This is a genomic window from Bacillus cereus group sp. BcHK124, assembly GCF_027712065.1.
GTDB lineage: Bacteria > Bacillota > Bacilli > Bacillales > Bacillaceae_G > Bacillus_A > Bacillus_A pacificus.
The window spans coordinates 173,816-192,027 of sequence record NZ_JAQFPJ010000004.1 but is presented as its reverse complement, the minus strand read 5'-3'; the positions used below and the strand labels follow the sequence as shown (position 1 = coordinate 192,027).

Here is an 18,212-nt window from a genome sequence, read left to right as displayed (position 1 = left end):
GAAGTGAAAGCATGGAAAATGTTTTAAAAAATGATTGGGGGCCATTATTGGCACCAGAATTTGAGAAAGAATATTATCGTAAGCTAGCTGATTTTTTGAAAGAAGAGTACAGTACACATGTTGTTTACCCAAAGAAAGAAGATATTTTTAACGCTCTAGAGTATACAAGTTATGAAAATACAAAGGTCGTTATTTTAGGACAAGATCCATATCATGGACCGAATCAAGCGCATGGTTTAAGCTTTTCTGTGCAACCCGGTATTAAAACGCCACCGTCGTTGTTAAATATGTATAAAGAACTTCGAGATGAATATGGGTATGATATTCCAAATAACGGTTATTTAGTAAAGTGGGCAGAGCAAGGCGTTTTATTATTAAATACTGTATTAACAGTTCGACAAGGTGAAGCAAATTCTCATAAGGGAAAAGGATGGGAGCATTTCACAGATCGCGTAATTGAGCTATTAAATGAACGTGAAAAGCCAGTTATTTTCATATTGTGGGGACGCCATGCACAGGCGAAGAAAAAATTAATTACAAATACGAAGCACCACATTATCGAATCTGTACATCCAAGCCCACTATCAGCAAGACGTGGTTTCTTCGGAAGTAAGCCATACTCTAAAGTAAATACGATTTTAGCTAATATGGGCGAGAGGGAAATTGATTGGGAAATTCCAAATTTGTAAATAAAAAAGGTAGTTAACAGTCGTTAACTACCTTTTCATTATTGTTGCTCGTTCTTTAATTTTGCATCTAGTACAAACGTGCCAAATGGGATAACTGATGAAACGAATGCCCCAAGTGCCCATAAAATTGATTTACGGTGTACGATTGTTACTTGAATTACTGCGAAGATAAATAAAATAAATAAAACACCGTGAGCCATGCCTGTAATTTTAACAGCTGTTGCAAATCCTGCGAAATATTTTAATGGCATTGCTACAAATAATAGTAGTAGAAAAGAAATCCCCTCAATAAGTCCAATTGCTCTTAATCGTCCGATTGGTGTAGATAACATGTAAAATAGCCTCCCTTAACGTATGCTTGTTTATAGTAAATTTGTATTCTTTTTTAAAATAAAATAGTCTATTTTGTTTCATTATATACAAAAAGAAAGTTTACACTACGAGAATAGTGTAAAGTTCAAAATATAGTCACAAAAGCATGGTAATTTAAATAAAAACCTATTTGAAGTGTTTGACTTCAAATAGGTTTTATGAGTGGAAATATTAAACAAGTGCTTCTTTTTTTAGTACGAACTTCTCTACAACCTTTGCTACACCATCGTTCATATTTGTATCTGTTACATAGTTTGCAATTTCCTTAATATCATCAGGTGCATTGCCCATTGCAACACCAAGACCGGCGAATTCAATCATCGCCTGATCGTTATAGCTATCGCCCATTGCGATAACTTCTTCGCGCTTAATGCCAAGTTTTTGGATTAATTGGTTTAAGCTCGTTCCTTTTGTAACACCGGCTTCAGTAAATTCTAAGAAGAATGGTTTAGAACGCATAACGCTTAATTGTCCTTCTAGTTGTTTTTGTAATTTCTTTTCTACTTCAACAAGGCGTTCAGCTTCTTTATTCATTAATACTTTTACTACAGGCTCTTTAACAGCAGCTTTAAAGTCATCTACTACAACAATAGGCATCCCAGTAATATCGCCCTCGATTTCAGTGTAAGGATTATTTTCTTCTGTTACGATATCATCGCCAATATAAGTATGAATCCATACATCTTCAGTTTTACTAATTTCAAATAAGTTGTGAACGATTTCAGGAGAAAGCGTACTACTAAAGATTTCTTCGTTTGTTTTACAGTTAATAATTTTTGCGCCATTAAAAGATAGAATGAAACTGCCGTATTCTTCTAAACGAAGTTCTTTCGCTACATTGCGCATACCAAACGTTGGACGTCCGGAAGCAAGTACAACTTTTACACCTTGTTCTTGTGCAGTCATTAGAGCTTCTTTCGTACGAGGTGAAATAGTATGGTCGTCACGTAATAAAGTATCATCTAAATCTAAAACAATCATTTTATAAGTCATATTGAAAATTCCCTTCTTTATTTAAATCAAATATATGTTCATGGAGATGTAAGAAATAATAGTAAGACATCGAACCTCTTTAAAAAGAAGTAGATTCATTCTTCTGAGTGTTTTTCTCATCATATTAATTAATAATCATTGGGGATGGACAAAACCCCAATGATTAAATGTTTATTTTATCGTAACAACTCTAAAGGTAGAGTGCAATAATGGAAGTTTTCCAATTTACGATACTTGTTTTGTTGTCGAACGAGAAAATAGTATTTCTAGTAAGATTGCCATTACAGCCCCAAGAACGAGACCATTACTTAGGAATGAAGCTAGAAATGGTGGAAGCGTGGAATATGCTCCTGCTGGAACGAACATAACCCCAATTCCTGTGAAGATTGACAGACCTGCTACTTTAAATAATCGTTCTTTATCCTGTACCGTTTCGTATTCTCGAAAGGCGAGACCGATCATGCTTGCAAATACAGGATAAATGGCAGCATAACCAACTGCAACTGGGATTGCCGCAAAGAATGAAGTGATCTTTGGGAATATACTAACGACAATAATAAAGCTTGACCCTAATATAAATGGGAGGCGTTTATAAATATTAGTCGTTGCAATAAAACCTGCTGATCCAGAAATAGCGACAGGTCCGATAGCCGAAAACAGGCCGCCTAGTAATTGATTGATTCCTGTTATAATACCGGCCTGTTTAAAACGATCTGATGCAGCATTTTCTTCATATTTAGAGACAACCTTTTGTACAACGCGAATACTTGCTAACATATTTGTTAGAAGTAAGAGTGTAACGAAAATGACCGTAATTACCATGTTCCATTCAACACGAGGCATTCCGAAAACAAATAAGGATGGAAAACGGATTATATCTGTCACTGGTGTTATTGGATTGGATAATCCGAAGCATGCGAATAATATCCAGCCACAGACGATACTGAAAAGAACAGAATATTGTCCGATAATAGGTAGCTTCATGATGAAAAAGGATAGTAAAATAACAATGAGTGAAAGAATAAATACGTTAGGTTGTACTTCTGTATGCTTTCCATCAAGACCGAACATTCCTTTTAAGAAGGAACCACTAAGTTGTGCAACAAGAAGAAATAAGTACGTTCCAATGACTGTCGGTGTAAAATAGCGAACGAGTTTATCAATAAGTCCAAAAACGCTAAGAATAATACAAATGATACCGCTTAATAAGAAAGCATATTGAAGAACTTTAAGTGTCTCATTGTTTGATCCAAATAATACGACACCTAAACTTGCGTAAAGGGAGAAAATTCCCCACCAAAGGCCAGCAGGACCTTCTTGAATAGGAAGTTTATGCCCAAATATAGCTTGCAGTAGACCGGCAAAGCCAAGAACAAATAATGTTCTTTGTACGAATGCAATAGCTTCAGCGCCATCAAGACCATAACTAGTTGCGACGCTAATTGGTACAATAAGACTCCCAGCTAAAATAAATAGTGCCCATTGTAAGGCGGAAAGAAATGTTTTCATTATATCAACCTCTTTCATAGATTCCGTATCTAGTATATATGTATTTCATTTCCACTGGCAAAGATTGTAGATAGAGAAAAGAGTTGAAACATGATATGAATGCACGTAAGCAATTATGGATAGCAGTTATATGTATGACTTTTGTTGTAATTTTAGGAACGCTAGGATTTATGACGATTGAAGAGATTAGTTTGTTTCAAGCATTTTGGATGACGATGATTACTGTATTAACTGTTGGATACGGAGATGCCATTCCTGTAACACAGGCAGGAAAAGTTTTTGCGCTCCTTATCATACCGATTGGAGTCGGTATCGTTACGTATGCAATCGGTGTAGTGGCAGCTATGATTATTGAAGGGAATTTATTTCATGCAGTACGGAGGAAGAAGATGGATAAACAAATAGCACAGTTACAAAATCATATTATCGTATGTGGTTGCGGTAGAGTAGGGCTTCAAGTTGTACATGAATTGCAAGAAAAGAAAATTCCATTTGTCGTCGTGGATAAGGATGAAAGCATATTAGAGAAGGAAAAGCTTTTATATGTACATGGAGATGCAACAGAAGACCAAGTGTTACATCATGCTGGGATTTCAAAGGCAGCTGGTTTAGTTGCTATCGTAGCAAATGACGCTGAAAATGTATTTATTACGTTAACTGCAAGAGGATTAAACGATGCAATTAAAATTGTGGCAAGAGCAGAAAAACCAGAAACCGAAGACAAATTAAAGAGGGCTGGTGCAAATAAGGTGATTAATCCATCTAGTATGGCAGGGATTCATATTGCAAAAGGTATTGCGAATCCGCTAACAGTTCATTATATTGATACAGTACTGTATGGCGTGGAGCAGTCATTTGTAATTGAAGAAATTGCAGTCGGTGAGGGCTCTATTTTAGCTAATAAATCATTATTAGAGAGTGATGTTAGAAATCAATTTGATGTAACAATTTTAGCGATTTTGAGAAATGGGAATGTTATACATAATCCAACGGGGCAGGAAAAGTTGCAAGAACATGATATGATAATAGTATTTGGTTCAGTAGAGAAGCTGGGGCAATTTGAGAAAGAACTACAAAGTACGAGGTGATAAGGGATGCAAATATCAAGCGATAAGATTTTAAATAAAATGGCGAATGAAATTGCAAAGGCAAAAAGTAGTGAAGGACAAAAATCAAAAGAACATGTATTAGTTGTGCGTGCTTTATGTGATTTATTATTAGATGAGCAAGTTGAATCTTCTACGTATAGAGAGCCGCAAATTCAATCACAAATAATTGGATCACAACCAATCACGATGCAACCAATTGCACCGGTTTCTAATGAGCCAGTGTATATAAAAGAAAGTGATGCAAACGGTAATTCTTTATTTGATTTTTAGAGGATAAATCGTTTGGCTTATATGAAAAAATTGCTTATGATAAAAGTAAAAAAGGGGAATTAAGATGAAAATTTTCTTTTTACTAGGTTGTATTGCAGCGGGGCTATCTGTTGCGTTAGGGGCTTTTGGAGCACACGGTTTAGAAAATAAAGTTTCTGCAAAAATGTTAGAGGTTTGGAAAACAGGTGTTACATATCAAATGTTTCATGCAGGTGGACTATTTGTAGTTGCTTTATTGATGGATAAAATTCAATCATCACTTTTAACTACTGCTGGCTGGCTTATGGTAGCCGGGATTATTATGTTTTCAGGTAGTTTGTATGCATTAAGTACGACGGGTATTAAGTTCTTTGGTCCAATTACACCTCTTGGTGGTGTAGCGTTTATTGTGGCATGGATCTTAGTCGGAACTGCAGTTGTAAAAGGATTATAAAAACAAAAGCTGGCATATGCCAGCTTTTTTTATGGTCTTGGAGCATAAGTTGCTTGTTGACCAGGCAAATACGTAATTCTTTCTGGGAATTCTACATAATCTAAGTAAATCATTAGTAGTAAATAACGTTTCCCTGACTCTGGCTCACTAATTACAATATGATCACGACCAGCTGCTTCGATAATACCTGTATAGGATTGTGTACCGAGTGAACTGCCACGCTCATAAGTCATTACAACTGTGGCTTGCTTGCCCTTGTTCAAGCGAAGAATATTTTCAATATATGACTGTTCTAGAGGTAACATACCTTGAGAAACAGCATATTGAGCTTGCGCAGCTTGTTGTTGCATTGCTTGCTGTTGTTGCTGTTGCTGTGGAGTCATTTGTTGCGGTTGTACGTAAGTTCCAGATGGTTGATAGAAACCTGTTCCGTAATACGGGTTTTGTTGCTGTGCCATTCAAAAATCCCTCCTCATTTTTCATTCCTTAATATATGCTAGGGCAATCCCCAGCATTTGGCTGGAAGAAGCAGTGCTTTTTGAAGCGACCAGAGTTTTGCTGGTTATACCAAGTTGGTGGACATGCACCCTCAGGTCTAAAAAACCATAAGGCAAAGTTGGCAGGCCAAAAGCGCTGCCCTTGAATGGTCCGTCTTGCCAGAGCAATATCTTGTTCACGCGCACGCTGATAAAAATATCCTTTTTGCGTTGCTTCGAAACCGCCAGGGTTTTGATAAACCATTTGACGTAAATTACGAATATTTTTAAAGTCTAAACAATTCCCGCGGACACGATTTACTCCAACATTTCCAACCATTAACATTCCTTGTTGCCCTTCTCCTTCAGCTTCAGCACGCATCAATCTAGCTAATAATTTAACATCTTCTTCGTTATGCGCGATAACGCCCATTATGTGTCACCTCTCTTTTTGGAATACCTTTTGGAAAGAGGTTTATCTCTAGATGAAGTGTGTAACAATTACTAGTTCATACGTATGAGGAAAAAGAGTCAGATATGACAACCAAACGAAGTTTTACATTGGGAGTAGAAAATAAAAAAAGCTAGCGTGAGCCAGCTTTTTTATTAAAAAACTTTAGACCATAAGTTTGAGAAGAAATCACCGATAGAGCGCATTGTTAACACAAACCAATTTGCTTTTTCAACTTCTTCTGTCGTTTTTGCAGTAACTTTCATACTTTTACTACCGTCTAAGAAACCATATTTATCAGTTGATTCTAACGTAATGGAGCCTACTTTGGCATCCTTCTTAATAGGAGCAACTAAATGACCATCTTCAGCAAGTGATTTATCTGCTTCAGTTCCAACTTTATAAGGGTCTTTGCTACCTTTTTTTGCAATTACGGTTATTTCTTTTTCCGGTGCAACAGTTACTTGATCTTCTTTCCCTTGTACTACAGAGAGTGTATTGTTTTTATCGACCTTTAGTTTTTGTTTTTCGAAGTTATTAAACCCGTATTCGATTAACTCACGAGATTCTGTGAAGCGCTCGTCCATTGATTTTGTTTTAATAATAACTGAAATAAGACGTACATCACCACGTTTAGCAGTAATAGTAAATCCGTATCCAGCTGTATCAGAACTTCCAGTTTTTAAACCATCAGTACCTTCATAAGCGAAAGCAGCTCCTGGTAACATCCAGTTCCAGTTTTCCATACGAATTGGTTTCGGATGATTATCTGGGAAATTTCTAAATCTTTGTTTTGTATCCTCTAGCATTTCTGGATACTTTGTAATCATTGCTTTTGAAAGTATACCCATATCGCGAGCTGACATAGAGTTTTCTGCATTTGGATCAGTACCCTCAGGATGTTTTTCTTTTAAGTCAGCGTTATTTAAACCAGTAGCGTTTACAAATTTATATTTCTTTAACCCTAGTTTTTTTGCATGTTCATTTGCAAGATTTAAGAAGTTTTTCTCACTTCCTGCAAGAAGTTCTGCTAAGGCAATACTAGATCCGTTTGCAGAGAAGATAACGATAGAATGATATAGTTCTCTTACAGTATATTGACGTCCTTTTTCGAACGGCACGTTAGAGAATTCATTATTACGTGAAACTTCATAAGCGTAATCGGAAATGTTTACCTTTGTATCCCAAGTGATTTTTCCTTCTTTAATTGCTTCTAACACGGCATAAACAACAATTAATTTTGACATACTAGCGATAGCTAGTAATTCATCTGGATTTTGTTCATGCAGTATTTTTCCTGTATCTGCATCAAATAGAAGTGCAGCAGCTGCCTCAATGTGTATTTTTTCTTCTGCATGGGATGTTGTTACTCCTAAGGAAGAAATTGACAATAGAAACACTAGTAAAATAGACAAGATTTTCTTCATATACATTATCACCTTCGCATCGTTATTAGCATATAGCTCGTACCATTTTAGCATAAATTTGGATATAGAAAGGTTACAATTTTGTAAGGTATTTAAAAGGAATTTGTCGATTTTTGTTCAAATTTGCGGAAAAAAGAACTTTTTTGAGGAGAAATATAGAGAGGAATAAAAAAAGGAACGAATTTCGTTCCTTTTTCACGATTTACCCCGCATTAACGGGCAGTAAGATCCCCACCTCAAAATTAAGCGAAAGCAAGGAGGTTAGGTGGGCGATCAACTGCCCGTAAAAGCCCGATTGGTTCAACTAATAATCAGTGGGGATGAACAAAATCCCCACTGATTAAAGTTTCACTTTATATGTGTAAAAATTTCTCTACCTTTTCGTCTGGTAAAATGTTTCCGACGAAAAATGTTCCGAATTCACCATAACGAGCACTTACTTCATCGAAGCGCATTTCATATATAAGCTTTTTAAATTGAAGAACATCGTCAGCGAATAATGTTACGCCCCACTCAAAATCGTCGAATCCAACAGATCCTGAAATAACTTGGCGTACTTTACCTGCATACTGGCGACCAATTTTACTATGACTGTACATCATTTTCTTACGTTCCTCCATCGGAAGCATGTACCAGTTGTCATCACCTTGGCGACGCTTGTCCATTGGATAGAAGCAAATATGATTTGCTTTCGGTAACTCAGGATATAAGCGAGCTAAGATTTGTGGATTTTGGTATGGATCTTCATCAGCTGGAAGGTAGTTGCTTAGTTCAACAACAGATACGTAAGAGTATGCAGGAACCATATATTCAGCTAAAGTTGTTTTATTCAATTCTGTCTCAATTTCATTTAACTCTTCCATTGTTGGACGTAAAATCATAAGCATAATATCAGCTTTTTGGCCAACAACTGTATACATTGCGTGACTGCCCTTTTTTGCAGCAGCTACGTCGTTCCATTTTTCAACGACATTTAAAAATTCAGACACAGCTTGTCCGCGTTCGTCGCTAGATAATGTTTTCCATGCAGCCCAATCAATAGAACGTAAATCATGTAAACAATACCAGCCATCTAACGTTGTTGTTGCTTCACTCATTCTATTCACCTCAGTTAATGATAGTTTTACACGTTAACTATAGCATATATAGTTTTAAAATCATCTATATAAAACCTTGGCGCATAAAATTGTCACATTTAAGTGTTTAAGCAAGGTGAATTTAACGGCTGAATTTTATGAAAATATAATCATTTTTATTTTATCTATTTTTTGGGAGCTATAAGTTTAAAATATAGAGGAAAAGAAGTATTCTTAAAGATAGAGTTTTTTAACATATGTAGGAGGGTTTATTCGTGAGCAACTTATTTACAACAGTAAAAGAAAAAGTTCAAGGAAAAGGCATTTCTATCGTACTTCCTGAAGGAACTGATGAAAGAATTTTAGGCGCTGCAGAGCGTTTAGCAAAAGAAGAGTTAGTAAAACCAATCTTAGTTGGTAATAAAGAAGAAATTAGCGCAAAAGCTGCTAGCATGAATTTAACATTAGCAGGCGTTGATATTTACGATCCAGCTACATACGAAGAAATGGATGCAATGGTAGCATCTTTCGTTGAACGCCGTAAAGGTAAAGCAACTGAAGAAGACGCTCGCAAAATCCTTAAAGACGAAAATTACTTCGGTACAATGCTTGTATACATGGGCAAAGCACACGGTTTAGTAAGTGGTGCAGCTCACTCTACAGCTGATACAGTTCGTCCAGCACTTCAAATCATTAAAACAAAACCAGGCGTTACAAAAACTTCTGGCGTATTCATCATGGTACGTGAAGAAGAGAAATATGTATTCGCTGATTGCGCAATTAACATTGCACCAAATAGCCAAGATTTAGCTGAAATTGGTATCGAAAGTGCGAAAACTGCTGAACTATTCGGCATTGATCCACGCGTTGCTATGTTAAGCTTCTCTACAAAAGGTTCTGCGAAATCTCCAGAAACAGAAAAAGTTGTAGAAGCAACTCGCATTGCAAAAGAAATGGCTCCAGAATTAGCTCTAGATGGAGAATTCCAATTCGATGCTGCATTCGTACCATCTGTAGCTGAGAAAAAAGCTCCAGGTTCTACAATTAAAGGTGATGCTAACGTATTCGTATTCCCAGGCTTAGAAGCTGGTAATATCGGCTACAAAATCGCTCAACGTTTAGGTAACTTCGAAGCAGTAGGACCAATCTTACAAGGTTTAAACATGCCTGTAAACGACCTATCTCGTGGATGTAACGAAGAAGAAGTGTACAAGTTAGCTTTAATTACAGCAGCTCAAGCACTTTAATTCTATAACGAATTGAAATAAAGACCGTCGCTAAAATAGCGACGGTCTTTATTTTTCTAAGCCAAGTGCTTTATTGTTACGATCAATAATACGTTGTAAATTCGTCTCATATAAAGGTATTTCATCTATTGTTAATTGAGATGGTGTTAACTTTGGAGCGAATTGTTGCAGTGTTTTTAAAAGGCGCATCATTAAATCTTGCACTGTAATGGTTTCGCCAAGTAATTCTGAAAGTGAAGCCATCGTACTCGGTACAATTTCAGGATAAGTAAAGCGTGTTTCTTCTCCTTGAATGGCTAGGTTGTAAAAATCACGAACGAGTGCGGCACGTTCAGAGCCACTTCCTGTAGCACAGAGATAAATTTGGACAGCGACACCACCGCGAATACGGCGCTGTGAAATACCAGCAAATTTTTGATCGCGAATACTTAAATCGTAGCTACCAGGGCAGTAAGAACCAACGATTTCTTTTGCCTCAATTGTAACATCGTAATCCTTTAACATTTCCTGAATTAAATGCCACATTGTATCGTATCCAAGATCAATATCGATACCTTTTTCCGTCTCTTGGAATAAAAGTGATACGTTTAACACACCTTCATCAAGTACGACTGCAAGCCCGCCAGAATTACGAACGATAACATTGAAGTTGTTTTCTTTTAAAAAGGTAATACCTTGTTCCAAGTGTGGTAGGCGTGAATCTTGAATGCCAAGAACAATTGTATTGTGATGAACCCAAGAGCGCATTGTTGCAGCTGATTGGCTATTTCCTATACTTGTGCATAATGTGTCGTCCATTGCGAATGACTGCAATGCATGGAATGTTGGTCCCAAACTAGACTGATCTACAATACGCCACTCTGGCTGAGATAAAATGGAACGGGAATTGCTCATATAACTAACCCCTTATCTTTAAAATGACAATCTCTATTATAGCAAAAAATGAAGAATGGAGTTTCCTCACATATAAAGGGAAAGTTTAAAGGTGAAATAATAAAAAGGATGCATTATATGCATCCTTTTTATTCTGCAATTTTTTCTAAATTACCGTTTCGGTCCATTCGGAAAGATGTTTGAGAACGTTCTTCTTCATCCATGACTGCCAACTTACGAGCACGGTTCATAATATTCATGAGTGTTTCGTAATCTTCTTGTACAGTATGAGATTGTTTTTCTAATTTTTCCAATTTCTTTTCTAGTTCTTCATTTCGAAGGATTTGTGATTTAATTTCTTGTTTCAATCTCGTATTCTCGTTTTCAAGAGCTGTCACTTTTATATTTGAAGATCCGACTGTTTGTAAAAAATAAATAACATCTTGCATTGTCATAGAGCCCTTTGTAGCAGGAACGGTAGTTTCTTGATATGGAGTAGCTTCTTTATATTGTACAATTGATTCCTCTTGTACGAACTCTTCATAATTAGTTATCGAATCTGAAGCTGGTGGTGTATAAAGTAAACGTTTTTTCGCTTGTTCACCACTTGCAGCACGCATTTTATCTTTACGATGTTTTTTTGCTAGTTGAAGAGCTTGTTCATAGCTATAGCGAACAACAGCATTCCAACGGAAACCACAGGCAGCCGATGTACGATTTAATCTGTCTCCTACTTCTTCAAATGCATTTAATTGGGTACTTCCTTCTCGAACGTGACGAAGTACAGTTTCAGCAAGTAATAAATCATCCTCATCTGTCCAAGCATCTTGTCTTACTTTCATAGATTCAACTCCCTTTCTTTTTATGAACTTCCTATTTTTATAATGGGCAAAAAAATGAGCTTTTATACAAAGCTTTTAAAAATATGGTAGATTTCGATGAGAGGTATAAAGTGAAACTTTAATCAGTGGGGAGGTTCTTCATCCCCCACCTAACTTCTTTGCTTTCGCTGAATTTTGAGGTGGGGATCTTACTGCCCATTAAAGCGGGATAAATTTTGCCAAGAATGATGGAAGCTGCTGTAGGAAAACATATAAATATGTAGCATTATATGAGGAAAGAGCGTCGAAAGGAAACTTGCAACGAGCTTCAAAGAGCGGTAAAATACCATTTAGTGTTTATTTTTAAATGTACTTGAGAAAAGTTTAAAATAGAGGAAGTGTTATATAATGGGAAACGAATTTCGTGTGTGTGATGATTGTCAGGCAACGAACGTTAAAACGTTGATTCCAAAGCTAAAAAAAGTAGATTCATGTGCAACGATTGAAGTTGGATGTCAGTCTTACTGTGGCCCTGGCCGTAAAAAATCATTCGCATTTGTAAATAATCGTCCAGTTGCAGCGCCAACAGAAGATGAATTAATTGTAAAAATTGAAGCGAAGTTAAATAAGTAAGGAAAAGAAGAGTGAACAGATTACTCTTCTTTTTTTATGCCCATAAGAGGAAGAATCTATTCTGAGAAAGCTTAACTGGTGATGATAATAGTTCATGACAGATAGGCATTATCCATTTATTAAGGTCTCGACCTATATGAATTTGTATTTCAAAATAATGGTTGACAGTCTTTTGAAGCGATAGGTAGAATAGAAGGTGTCTGATTCTGAGAATCATTATCAGGAAAGGGCCGATTCATTTAATTTTTTTATTGCTATTTGAGAATAAATTTCATTTCATTAAATTAAACATACGTTGTTGGTTAGGATGGTTGAGGGATGGAAGCGAGCGCAAGGAGTATAGAACAGCAAGATGTGAATGTTAAAGAGATTAAGAGCAGGCCGCTCATTGCTTCTATTATTTTAGTAGCAGGTACAATTTTGTTAGCTTTAAGCATGGCATTGTCTATTTCGTTTGGTGCTGCAGATATTAGTTTAAAGACTGTATGGCAAGCTGTATTTCAGTTTGACGGTTCTATTACGCATCATAATGTAATTCAAGAACTTCGCATGCCTAGAGCAATAGGGGGCGTAGTAGCAGGTGCCTTTTTAGCGGTATCAGGAGCAATTATGCAAGGTATGACGCGAAATCCACTTGCATCACCATCGTTAATGGGGATTACAGATGGAGCTGTATTTGGAATTGCAATTATGTATGCATTCTTCCCTAATTCACCTTATTTAATGTTCGTTATCGCATCTTTTATTGGTGCTGCGTTTGGAGCGAGTATTGTATATGGAATTGGATCTTCTTCGCCAGGTGGATTAACGCCTGTGAAATTAGCTTTAGCGGGTGCCGCGATTAGTGCTTTATTAGGGGCCATTTCATCTGGAATTGCGCTATATTTCAATCTTGCCCAAGAGGTGAGTATGTGGAATGCGGGCGGAGTTGCTGGAGTGAAATGGGAAAGTATTAATATGTTAGTACCGATTGGCCTAGTTTGTCTCTTCATTGCAATTATGATGTCGAGGTATATTACAATTTTAAGCTTCGGTGAAGAAATTGCGATTGGACTTGGTCAAAATACGACATTAATTAAATTTATCGGGACAGTACTTGTTCTTGTGTTAACAGGTTCGGCAGTTTCTATGGCAGGATCGGTTGGATTTGTTGGTCTTGTCATCCCACATATGACTCGTTTCCTTGTAGGCTCAGACTATAGATGGGTTATTCCATGTTCTGCGGTCTTAGGCGGGCTGTTAATTGAATGTGCAGATATGTTATCTCGCGTTATTAATCCGCCGTTTGAAACGCCAATTGGAGCAATTACAGCGCTAATTGGGGTTCCATTCTTCCTCTACTTAGCACGTAACGAAGGGAGAGGAAAAATGTGAGGACAAGTGTCTTAACAAAAAAGAACGTTTCGGTTTTAACAATTTTAGTAGGATTAATCGTTACTGTATTTTTAGTGAGTTTAAATACAGGGACATTTAAAATACCCCCAATGGACGTATTAAAGTCATTGGTTGGACTGGGGGCTGAAGATCAGTCTGTTATTTTATTTGAATTCCGTATGCCACGTATGGTCATTGCTATACTAGTTGGATCTGCTTTAGCGATGTCAGGTGCGATTTTGCAAGGGTTATCACGAAATCCACTTGCTGATCCAGGTATTATCGGTATTAACGCTGGAGCGGGATTAACAGTTGTTATCTTTGTCTACTTTTTCTTCGGGAAAGTAGGAACTGGTACATTTTTATCTGTATTCATTCTTCCGTTCTTCGCACTAGTTGGAGCGATATTAGCAGCTGTTATTATTTATTTATTAGCATGGAAAGACGGCGTTTCATCAACGAGATTAATACTTGTCGGTATCGCTGTTGCAGCCGGGTTTGGTGCTGTTAGTTTAATTTTTTCTATGAAGATGACATCTAACGATTTCCGTTTTGCTACGATTTGGTTAGCAGGAAGTCTATGGGGCACAGATTGGAAGTTTGTACTAAGTGTACTTCCATGGATGGTTATTTTCTTGCCACTTGCTATTAGTAAGGCTCACATATTAAACGTAATGAACCTAGGCGACTCCACAGCAGTTGGCCTTGGTGTAAATGTAGAAAAAGAAAGACGTAAATTATTATTTATTGCAGTTTGTTTAGCTGGTGCATCTGTTGCTGTTGCCGGAGGAATTGGTTTTATCGGTTTAATGGCTCCGCATTTAGCGAGGCGCCTTGTTGGTGGTAAACATCAAATTATGCTGCCTACGGCTGCACTAATAGGGACGTTTTTACTTTTATTCGCAGACGTAATTTCAAGAAGTGTGTTAACAACTTCAGAAATACCGGTCGGTCTTGTTATTTCTGTAATTGGTGCACCGTATTTTATATACTTACTTATGAGGACAAAATAAAGGGAGGCTTTTTGTATGGCAACTTTAGCGGTTGATGCGGTATCTGTTGGCTATAATGAAGGGTTAATTATTGATGGATTAACAGTTGAAATTCCGGAAGGGAAAATTACAACAATTATTGGACCAAATGGTTGTGGGAAGTCCACATTATTAAAAACGGCTTCTCGTATTTTGAAGGCGAAAAAAGGTACTGTTTATCTTGACGGAAAAGCAATCGAGAAACAACCAACGAAAGAAATCGCAAAGAAAATGGCAATTTTACCACAGACTGCAGAAGTGCCAACTGGCCTTACTGTATTTGAACTCGTTTCATATGGGCGCTTTCCTCATCAAAAAGGATTTGGAACGTTGAAAGAAGAGGATTATCGCTACATTCATTGGGCACTTGAAGTGACGGGAATGACAGAATTCGCAAATCGTCCAGCAGAGGCGTTATCAGGTGGGCAACGCCAACGCGTATGGATTGCGATGGCTCTTGCACAAGGGACAGAATTACTTGTATTAGATGAACCGACAACGTACTTAGATATGGCTCATCAATTAGAAGTATTAAACTTATTGAAAAAGTTAAACGAAGAAGAAGGTAGAACGATTGTTATGGTTATCCATGACTTAAACCATGCTTCTCGTTTCTCAGATCATATGATTGCATTAAAAGCTGGTAAGTTAATGAAACAAGGAACGCCAGACGAAGTGATGACGAGTGAAACACTTCGCAGTGTATTTGAGATTGAAGCTCAAATCGTTCCATGTCCAGTAAACTGTAAACCAATTTGTTTAACATATGATTTAGCGATGATTAGTAATCAATTGCGTAAAAAAGCATAAGTAGAATCCCCCTCGTAAAGAGGGGGGCTTCTAATGGATGTTGAGCTTCTTATTAGTAAATAGGAAGTTGAACACCCGTTAGAACGGGGCATAAACAACAATTAATAAATATATATTGATTAATTGTTAACCTTGTTTCTTATAGTTCACTGTAACTTATAAGAGAAATACAGCTAGAAGGAGTGGAAACATGAAGAATTTTAAAATGGCGTTATTAGCAATGGTACTAGTCGTTACTTCTGTACTATTTGCAGCTTGTTCTAACAAAGAAGAGAAAAAAGCAGATGCGAAAGATGCGAAGACTGAAGAGCGCACTGTACAACATGCAAAAGGGGAAATTAAAATTCCTGCAAATCCAAAGAAAATTGCTGACCTTAGTGGTTCAACAGAAGAATTGTTAATATTTGGTATGAAACCGATTATTACTGCTAATACATCTCAAGAAAAAATTGATGCACATATTGCAAATAAATTAAAAGACGTTAAACCGGTTGGCTCTGCTTGGGGCGATAAAATTAATATCGAAGCAGTAGCTGCTGCAAAACCAGACTTAATTCTTGTAAACGATCGTCAAGAAAAGATTTATGATCAATTATCTAAAATTGCACCAACAGTTATGTTAAAAACTCCATTAGACCAATGGCGTCCAAAATTCGAAGAAGTAGGCCAAATCTTCGGTAAAGAGAAAGAAACAAAAGAATGGTTCAAACAGTATGATGAAAAAGCAAGCAAATTACATGATAAAATCGTTGCGAAAACTGGCGATGCTAAATTCATGAAAATGGCTGCATATCCAAACGCTTTCCGCGTATATGGTGACTACGGTTACGGTAGCGTAATCTTTAAAGATTTAAAATTACCAGCGGTTAAAGGTACACCAACTGATAAAGCGTTAGTACAAGTACAAAAAGAAGCTTTAATTGATTACAACCCAGATTACTTATTCGTATTTACGACTGGTGACGGTTCTCAGCGTCTAAAAGAATTCCAAGAAGAATCAATTTGGAAAAATATGAACGCTGTTAAAAATAACCACGTATTTACAATTAAAAACGAAGACTTAAACAAAGGTTACTTCCCGCTAGGTAAAGAAATGATTTTAGATGAAGTTGCTGAGTTCGTTTTAGGGAAATAATGTGTAAAAAAAATCACTTTTACTCCGGTAAAAGTGGTTTTTTTCTTTATATAAGGGCAATTAATATAGTCTTTCATTTCTTTCTGTTTCCTATTTCGTTTATAATATATAGTAAGAATGCAGTAAAGAAAGGGGGATGTCGGAAAGTGGTATATTTAAACGACAAACTCAGCGAAACAAAAGTGTTTAAAGACCCGGTACATAAATATGTGCACGTGCGCGATCGTGTTATTTGGGATTTAATCGGAACGAAAGAATTTCAACGCTTGCGCCGTATTAAGCAGCTTGGAACGACATTTTTTACATTTCACGGTGCAGAGCATAGTCGCTTTACTCATTCGTTAGGTGTATATGAAATTATTCGTCGTATGATTGATGATGTGTTTGATGGCAGACCGAATTGGAATGCTGAAGATAGATTGTTATGTTTATGTGCGGCATTGCTTCATGATGTCGGTCACGGTCCATTTTCTCATTCGTTTGAAAAAGTATTTTCATTAGACCATGAGAAATTTACGCAAAAGATTATCGTTGGAGATACGGAAATTAATCGTGTATTAAGTCGTGTGGATAAAGATTTCCCACAAAAGGTAGCCGATGTAATTGCGAAAACATCTAATAATAAATTAGCGATTAGCATGATTTCTAGTCAAATTGATGCAGATCGCATGGACTATTTATTAAGGGATGCGTACTTTACTGGCGTAAAATATGGAAACTTTGATATGGAACGTATACTGCGTGTTATGCGTCCGTACGGGAATCAAGTAGTTATTAAAAATAGTGGTATGCATGCTGTTGAGCATTATATTATGAGTCGTTATCAAATGTATTGGCAAGTATATTTCCATCCGGTAACGCGCAGTGCTGAAGTTATTTTAACGAAGATTTTACACCGTGCAAAATCATTGCATGAGAAGTATTATACATTTAAAAATCACCCTGTTCATTTCTATTCTTTATTTGAAGAAGAAGTGACAGTAGAGGATTATTTAAAGTTAGACGAGAACGTTATGTATTATTACTTCCAAGTATGGCAGGACGAAGAAGATCCAATTTTAAGCGATCTATGCCGTCGTTTTATGAATCGAAACCTATTTAAATATGTAGAGTTTACAGATAAGCACGGTTTAGATAATTGGATGGAATTAAGTAGCTTATTTAAAAAGATTGGACTCGATCCAGAATACTATTTAGTAGTTGATTCAACATCAGACTTACCGTACGACTTTTACCGTGCTGGTGAAGAAGAAGAACGCCTGCCAATCTTACTTCTTATGCCAAATGGAGAGCTTAGAGAGCTTTCACGTGAATCGGATATTGTTGAGGCGATTACTGGTAAGAAGAGAAGGGATCAAAAGCTATTCTATCCGCATGATTTAATCTATGAAGATGGAAGAAAAGGAAAATATAAAGAGAGAATCATCGAGTTACTAGAAGGAAAAAAATAAGAAGCAGCTAATGGCTGCTTCTTATGAAAAAA

At 36.7% G+C, this 18,212-nt stretch carries 20 protein-coding genes; 11 read left to right on the top strand and 9 right to left on the bottom strand.

The window, feature by feature from the left end; translation table 11 throughout:
* Positions 1-11: 11 nt before the first annotated feature.
* Positions 12-689 (top strand): uracil-DNA glycosylase, encoded by a 678-nt coding sequence (locus PDK19_RS09320; RefSeq protein WP_000432535.1) that lies wholly within the window; start codon positions 12-14, stop codon positions 687-689.
* Positions 690-727: 38 nt separating this feature from the next.
* Here PDK19_RS09320 and PDK19_RS09315 read toward each other — a convergent pair whose 3' ends face one another.
* The 3 genes from PDK19_RS09315 to PDK19_RS09305 all read right to left on the bottom strand — a co-directional run bounded on the left by PDK19_RS09315 (position 728) and on the right by PDK19_RS09305 (position 3,563).
* Complete coding sequence (locus PDK19_RS09315; RefSeq protein ID WP_000953390.1) at positions 728-1,021, bottom strand: DUF3817 domain-containing protein; 294 nt, start codon at positions 1,019-1,021, stop codon at positions 728-730.
* A gap of 211 nt (positions 1,022-1,232) precedes the next feature.
* Positions 1,233-2,054, bottom strand: coding sequence for a Cof-type HAD-IIB family hydrolase (locus PDK19_RS09310; RefSeq protein ID WP_000221376.1), 822 nt, complete (start codon positions 2,052-2,054; stop codon positions 1,233-1,235).
* A gap of 225 nt (positions 2,055-2,279) precedes the next feature.
* Positions 2,280-3,563 carry a purine/pyrimidine permease gene (locus PDK19_RS09305; RefSeq protein ID WP_000847024.1) on the bottom strand — a complete coding sequence of 428 codons (1,284 nt, stop codon included), beginning with the start codon at positions 3,561-3,563 and terminating at the stop codon, positions 2,280-2,282.
* A 95-nt stretch (positions 3,564-3,658) separates the two neighbouring features.
* Between PDK19_RS09305 and PDK19_RS09300 the strand changes: the two genes are divergently transcribed.
* The 3 genes from PDK19_RS09300 to PDK19_RS09290 all read left to right on the top strand — a co-directional run bounded on the left by PDK19_RS09300 (position 3,659) and on the right by PDK19_RS09290 (position 5,375).
* Positions 3,659-4,651 (top strand): potassium channel family protein, encoded by a 993-nt coding sequence (locus PDK19_RS09300; protein ID WP_000994000.1) that lies wholly within the window; start codon positions 3,659-3,661, stop codon positions 4,649-4,651.
* 6 nt (positions 4,652-4,657) lie between these two features.
* Positions 4,658-4,942: a YwdI family protein gene (locus tag PDK19_RS09295; RefSeq protein WP_001167354.1), complete on the top strand. Its 285-nt coding sequence runs from the start codon at positions 4,658-4,660 to the stop codon at positions 4,940-4,942.
* 64 nt (positions 4,943-5,006) lie between these two features.
* On the top strand, positions 5,007-5,375 hold the full coding sequence (locus tag PDK19_RS09290; protein ID WP_000688322.1) for a DUF423 domain-containing protein: 369 nt from the start codon (positions 5,007-5,009) through the stop codon (positions 5,373-5,375).
* Between the two features lie 29 nt (positions 5,376-5,404).
* On the opposite strand, the gene gerQ is transcribed toward PDK19_RS09290, so the two are convergent.
* The 4 genes from gerQ to hemQ form a co-directional block, all read right to left on the bottom strand.
* Positions 5,405-5,833: a spore coat protein GerQ gene (gene gerQ, locus PDK19_RS09285; RefSeq protein ID WP_000068646.1), complete on the bottom strand. Its 429-nt coding sequence runs from the start codon at positions 5,831-5,833 to the stop codon at positions 5,405-5,407.
* Positions 5,834-5,861: 28 nt separating this feature from the next.
* Positions 5,862-6,284 (bottom strand): cell wall hydrolase CwlJ, encoded by a 423-nt coding sequence (cwlJ, locus tag PDK19_RS09280; RefSeq protein ID WP_000538151.1) that lies wholly within the window; start codon positions 6,282-6,284, stop codon positions 5,862-5,864.
* A 173-nt stretch (positions 6,285-6,457) separates the two neighbouring features.
* A complete protein-coding gene (locus tag PDK19_RS09275; protein ID WP_270707019.1) occupies positions 6,458-7,735 on the bottom strand; it encodes a serine hydrolase in 1,278 nt (425 codons plus the stop codon).
* A gap of 347 nt (positions 7,736-8,082) precedes the next feature.
* Positions 8,083-8,826, bottom strand: coding sequence for a hydrogen peroxide-dependent heme synthase (hemQ, locus tag PDK19_RS09270; protein WP_001287585.1), 744 nt, complete (start codon positions 8,824-8,826; stop codon positions 8,083-8,085).
* A 254-nt stretch (positions 8,827-9,080) separates the two neighbouring features.
* On the opposite strand from hemQ, the gene pta reads away from it, so the two are divergent.
* A complete protein-coding gene (gene pta, locus PDK19_RS09265) occupies positions 9,081-10,052 on the top strand; it encodes a phosphate acetyltransferase (protein ID WP_270707018.1) in 972 nt (323 codons plus the stop codon).
* A gap of 48 nt (positions 10,053-10,100) precedes the next feature.
* Here the strand turns inward: pta and PDK19_RS09260 are convergent, their stop codons facing one another.
* On the bottom strand, positions 10,101-10,946 hold the full coding sequence (locus PDK19_RS09260) for a lipoate--protein ligase family protein (RefSeq protein ID WP_270707017.1): 846 nt from the start codon (positions 10,944-10,946) through the stop codon (positions 10,101-10,103).
* 128 nt (positions 10,947-11,074) lie between these two features.
* Positions 11,075-11,767: an RsfA family transcriptional regulator gene (locus PDK19_RS09255; RefSeq protein ID WP_000868373.1), complete on the bottom strand. Its 693-nt coding sequence runs from the start codon at positions 11,765-11,767 to the stop codon at positions 11,075-11,077.
* A 387-nt stretch (positions 11,768-12,154) separates the two neighbouring features.
* Here PDK19_RS09255 and PDK19_RS09250 point away from each other — a divergent pair, with 387 nt between their 5' ends.
* The 6 genes from PDK19_RS09250 (at position 12,155) to PDK19_RS09225 (ending at position 18,180) form a co-directional block, all read left to right on the top strand.
* Positions 12,155-12,379, top strand: coding sequence for a DUF1450 domain-containing protein (locus tag PDK19_RS09250; RefSeq protein WP_000526077.1), 225 nt, complete (start codon positions 12,155-12,157; stop codon positions 12,377-12,379).
* A 318-nt stretch (positions 12,380-12,697) separates the two neighbouring features.
* Complete coding sequence (locus PDK19_RS09245; RefSeq protein ID WP_000388276.1) at positions 12,698-13,753, top strand: FecCD family ABC transporter permease; 1,056 nt, start codon at positions 12,698-12,700, stop codon at positions 13,751-13,753.
* Complete coding sequence (locus PDK19_RS09240) at positions 13,750-14,766, top strand: FecCD family ABC transporter permease (protein WP_001260777.1); 1,017 nt, start codon at positions 13,750-13,752, stop codon at positions 14,764-14,766. Before PDK19_RS09245 ends, PDK19_RS09240 begins: the two co-directional genes overlap by 4 nt.
* 15 nt (positions 14,767-14,781) lie before the next feature.
* Positions 14,782-15,594: an ABC transporter ATP-binding protein gene (locus tag PDK19_RS09235; RefSeq protein WP_000212064.1), complete on the top strand. Its 813-nt coding sequence runs from the start codon at positions 14,782-14,784 to the stop codon at positions 15,592-15,594.
* A 190-nt stretch (positions 15,595-15,784) separates the two neighbouring features.
* The gene (locus PDK19_RS09230; protein WP_000787735.1) at positions 15,785-16,729 is read left to right on the top strand and encodes an ABC transporter substrate-binding protein; all 945 of its coding nucleotides are present in this window, start codon (positions 15,785-15,787) and stop codon (positions 16,727-16,729) included.
* A 146-nt stretch (positions 16,730-16,875) separates the two neighbouring features.
* Positions 16,876-18,180 (top strand): HD domain-containing protein, encoded by a 1,305-nt coding sequence (locus PDK19_RS09225; RefSeq protein ID WP_000262734.1) that lies wholly within the window; start codon positions 16,876-16,878, stop codon positions 18,178-18,180.
* Positions 18,181-18,212: the final 32 nt, after the last annotated feature.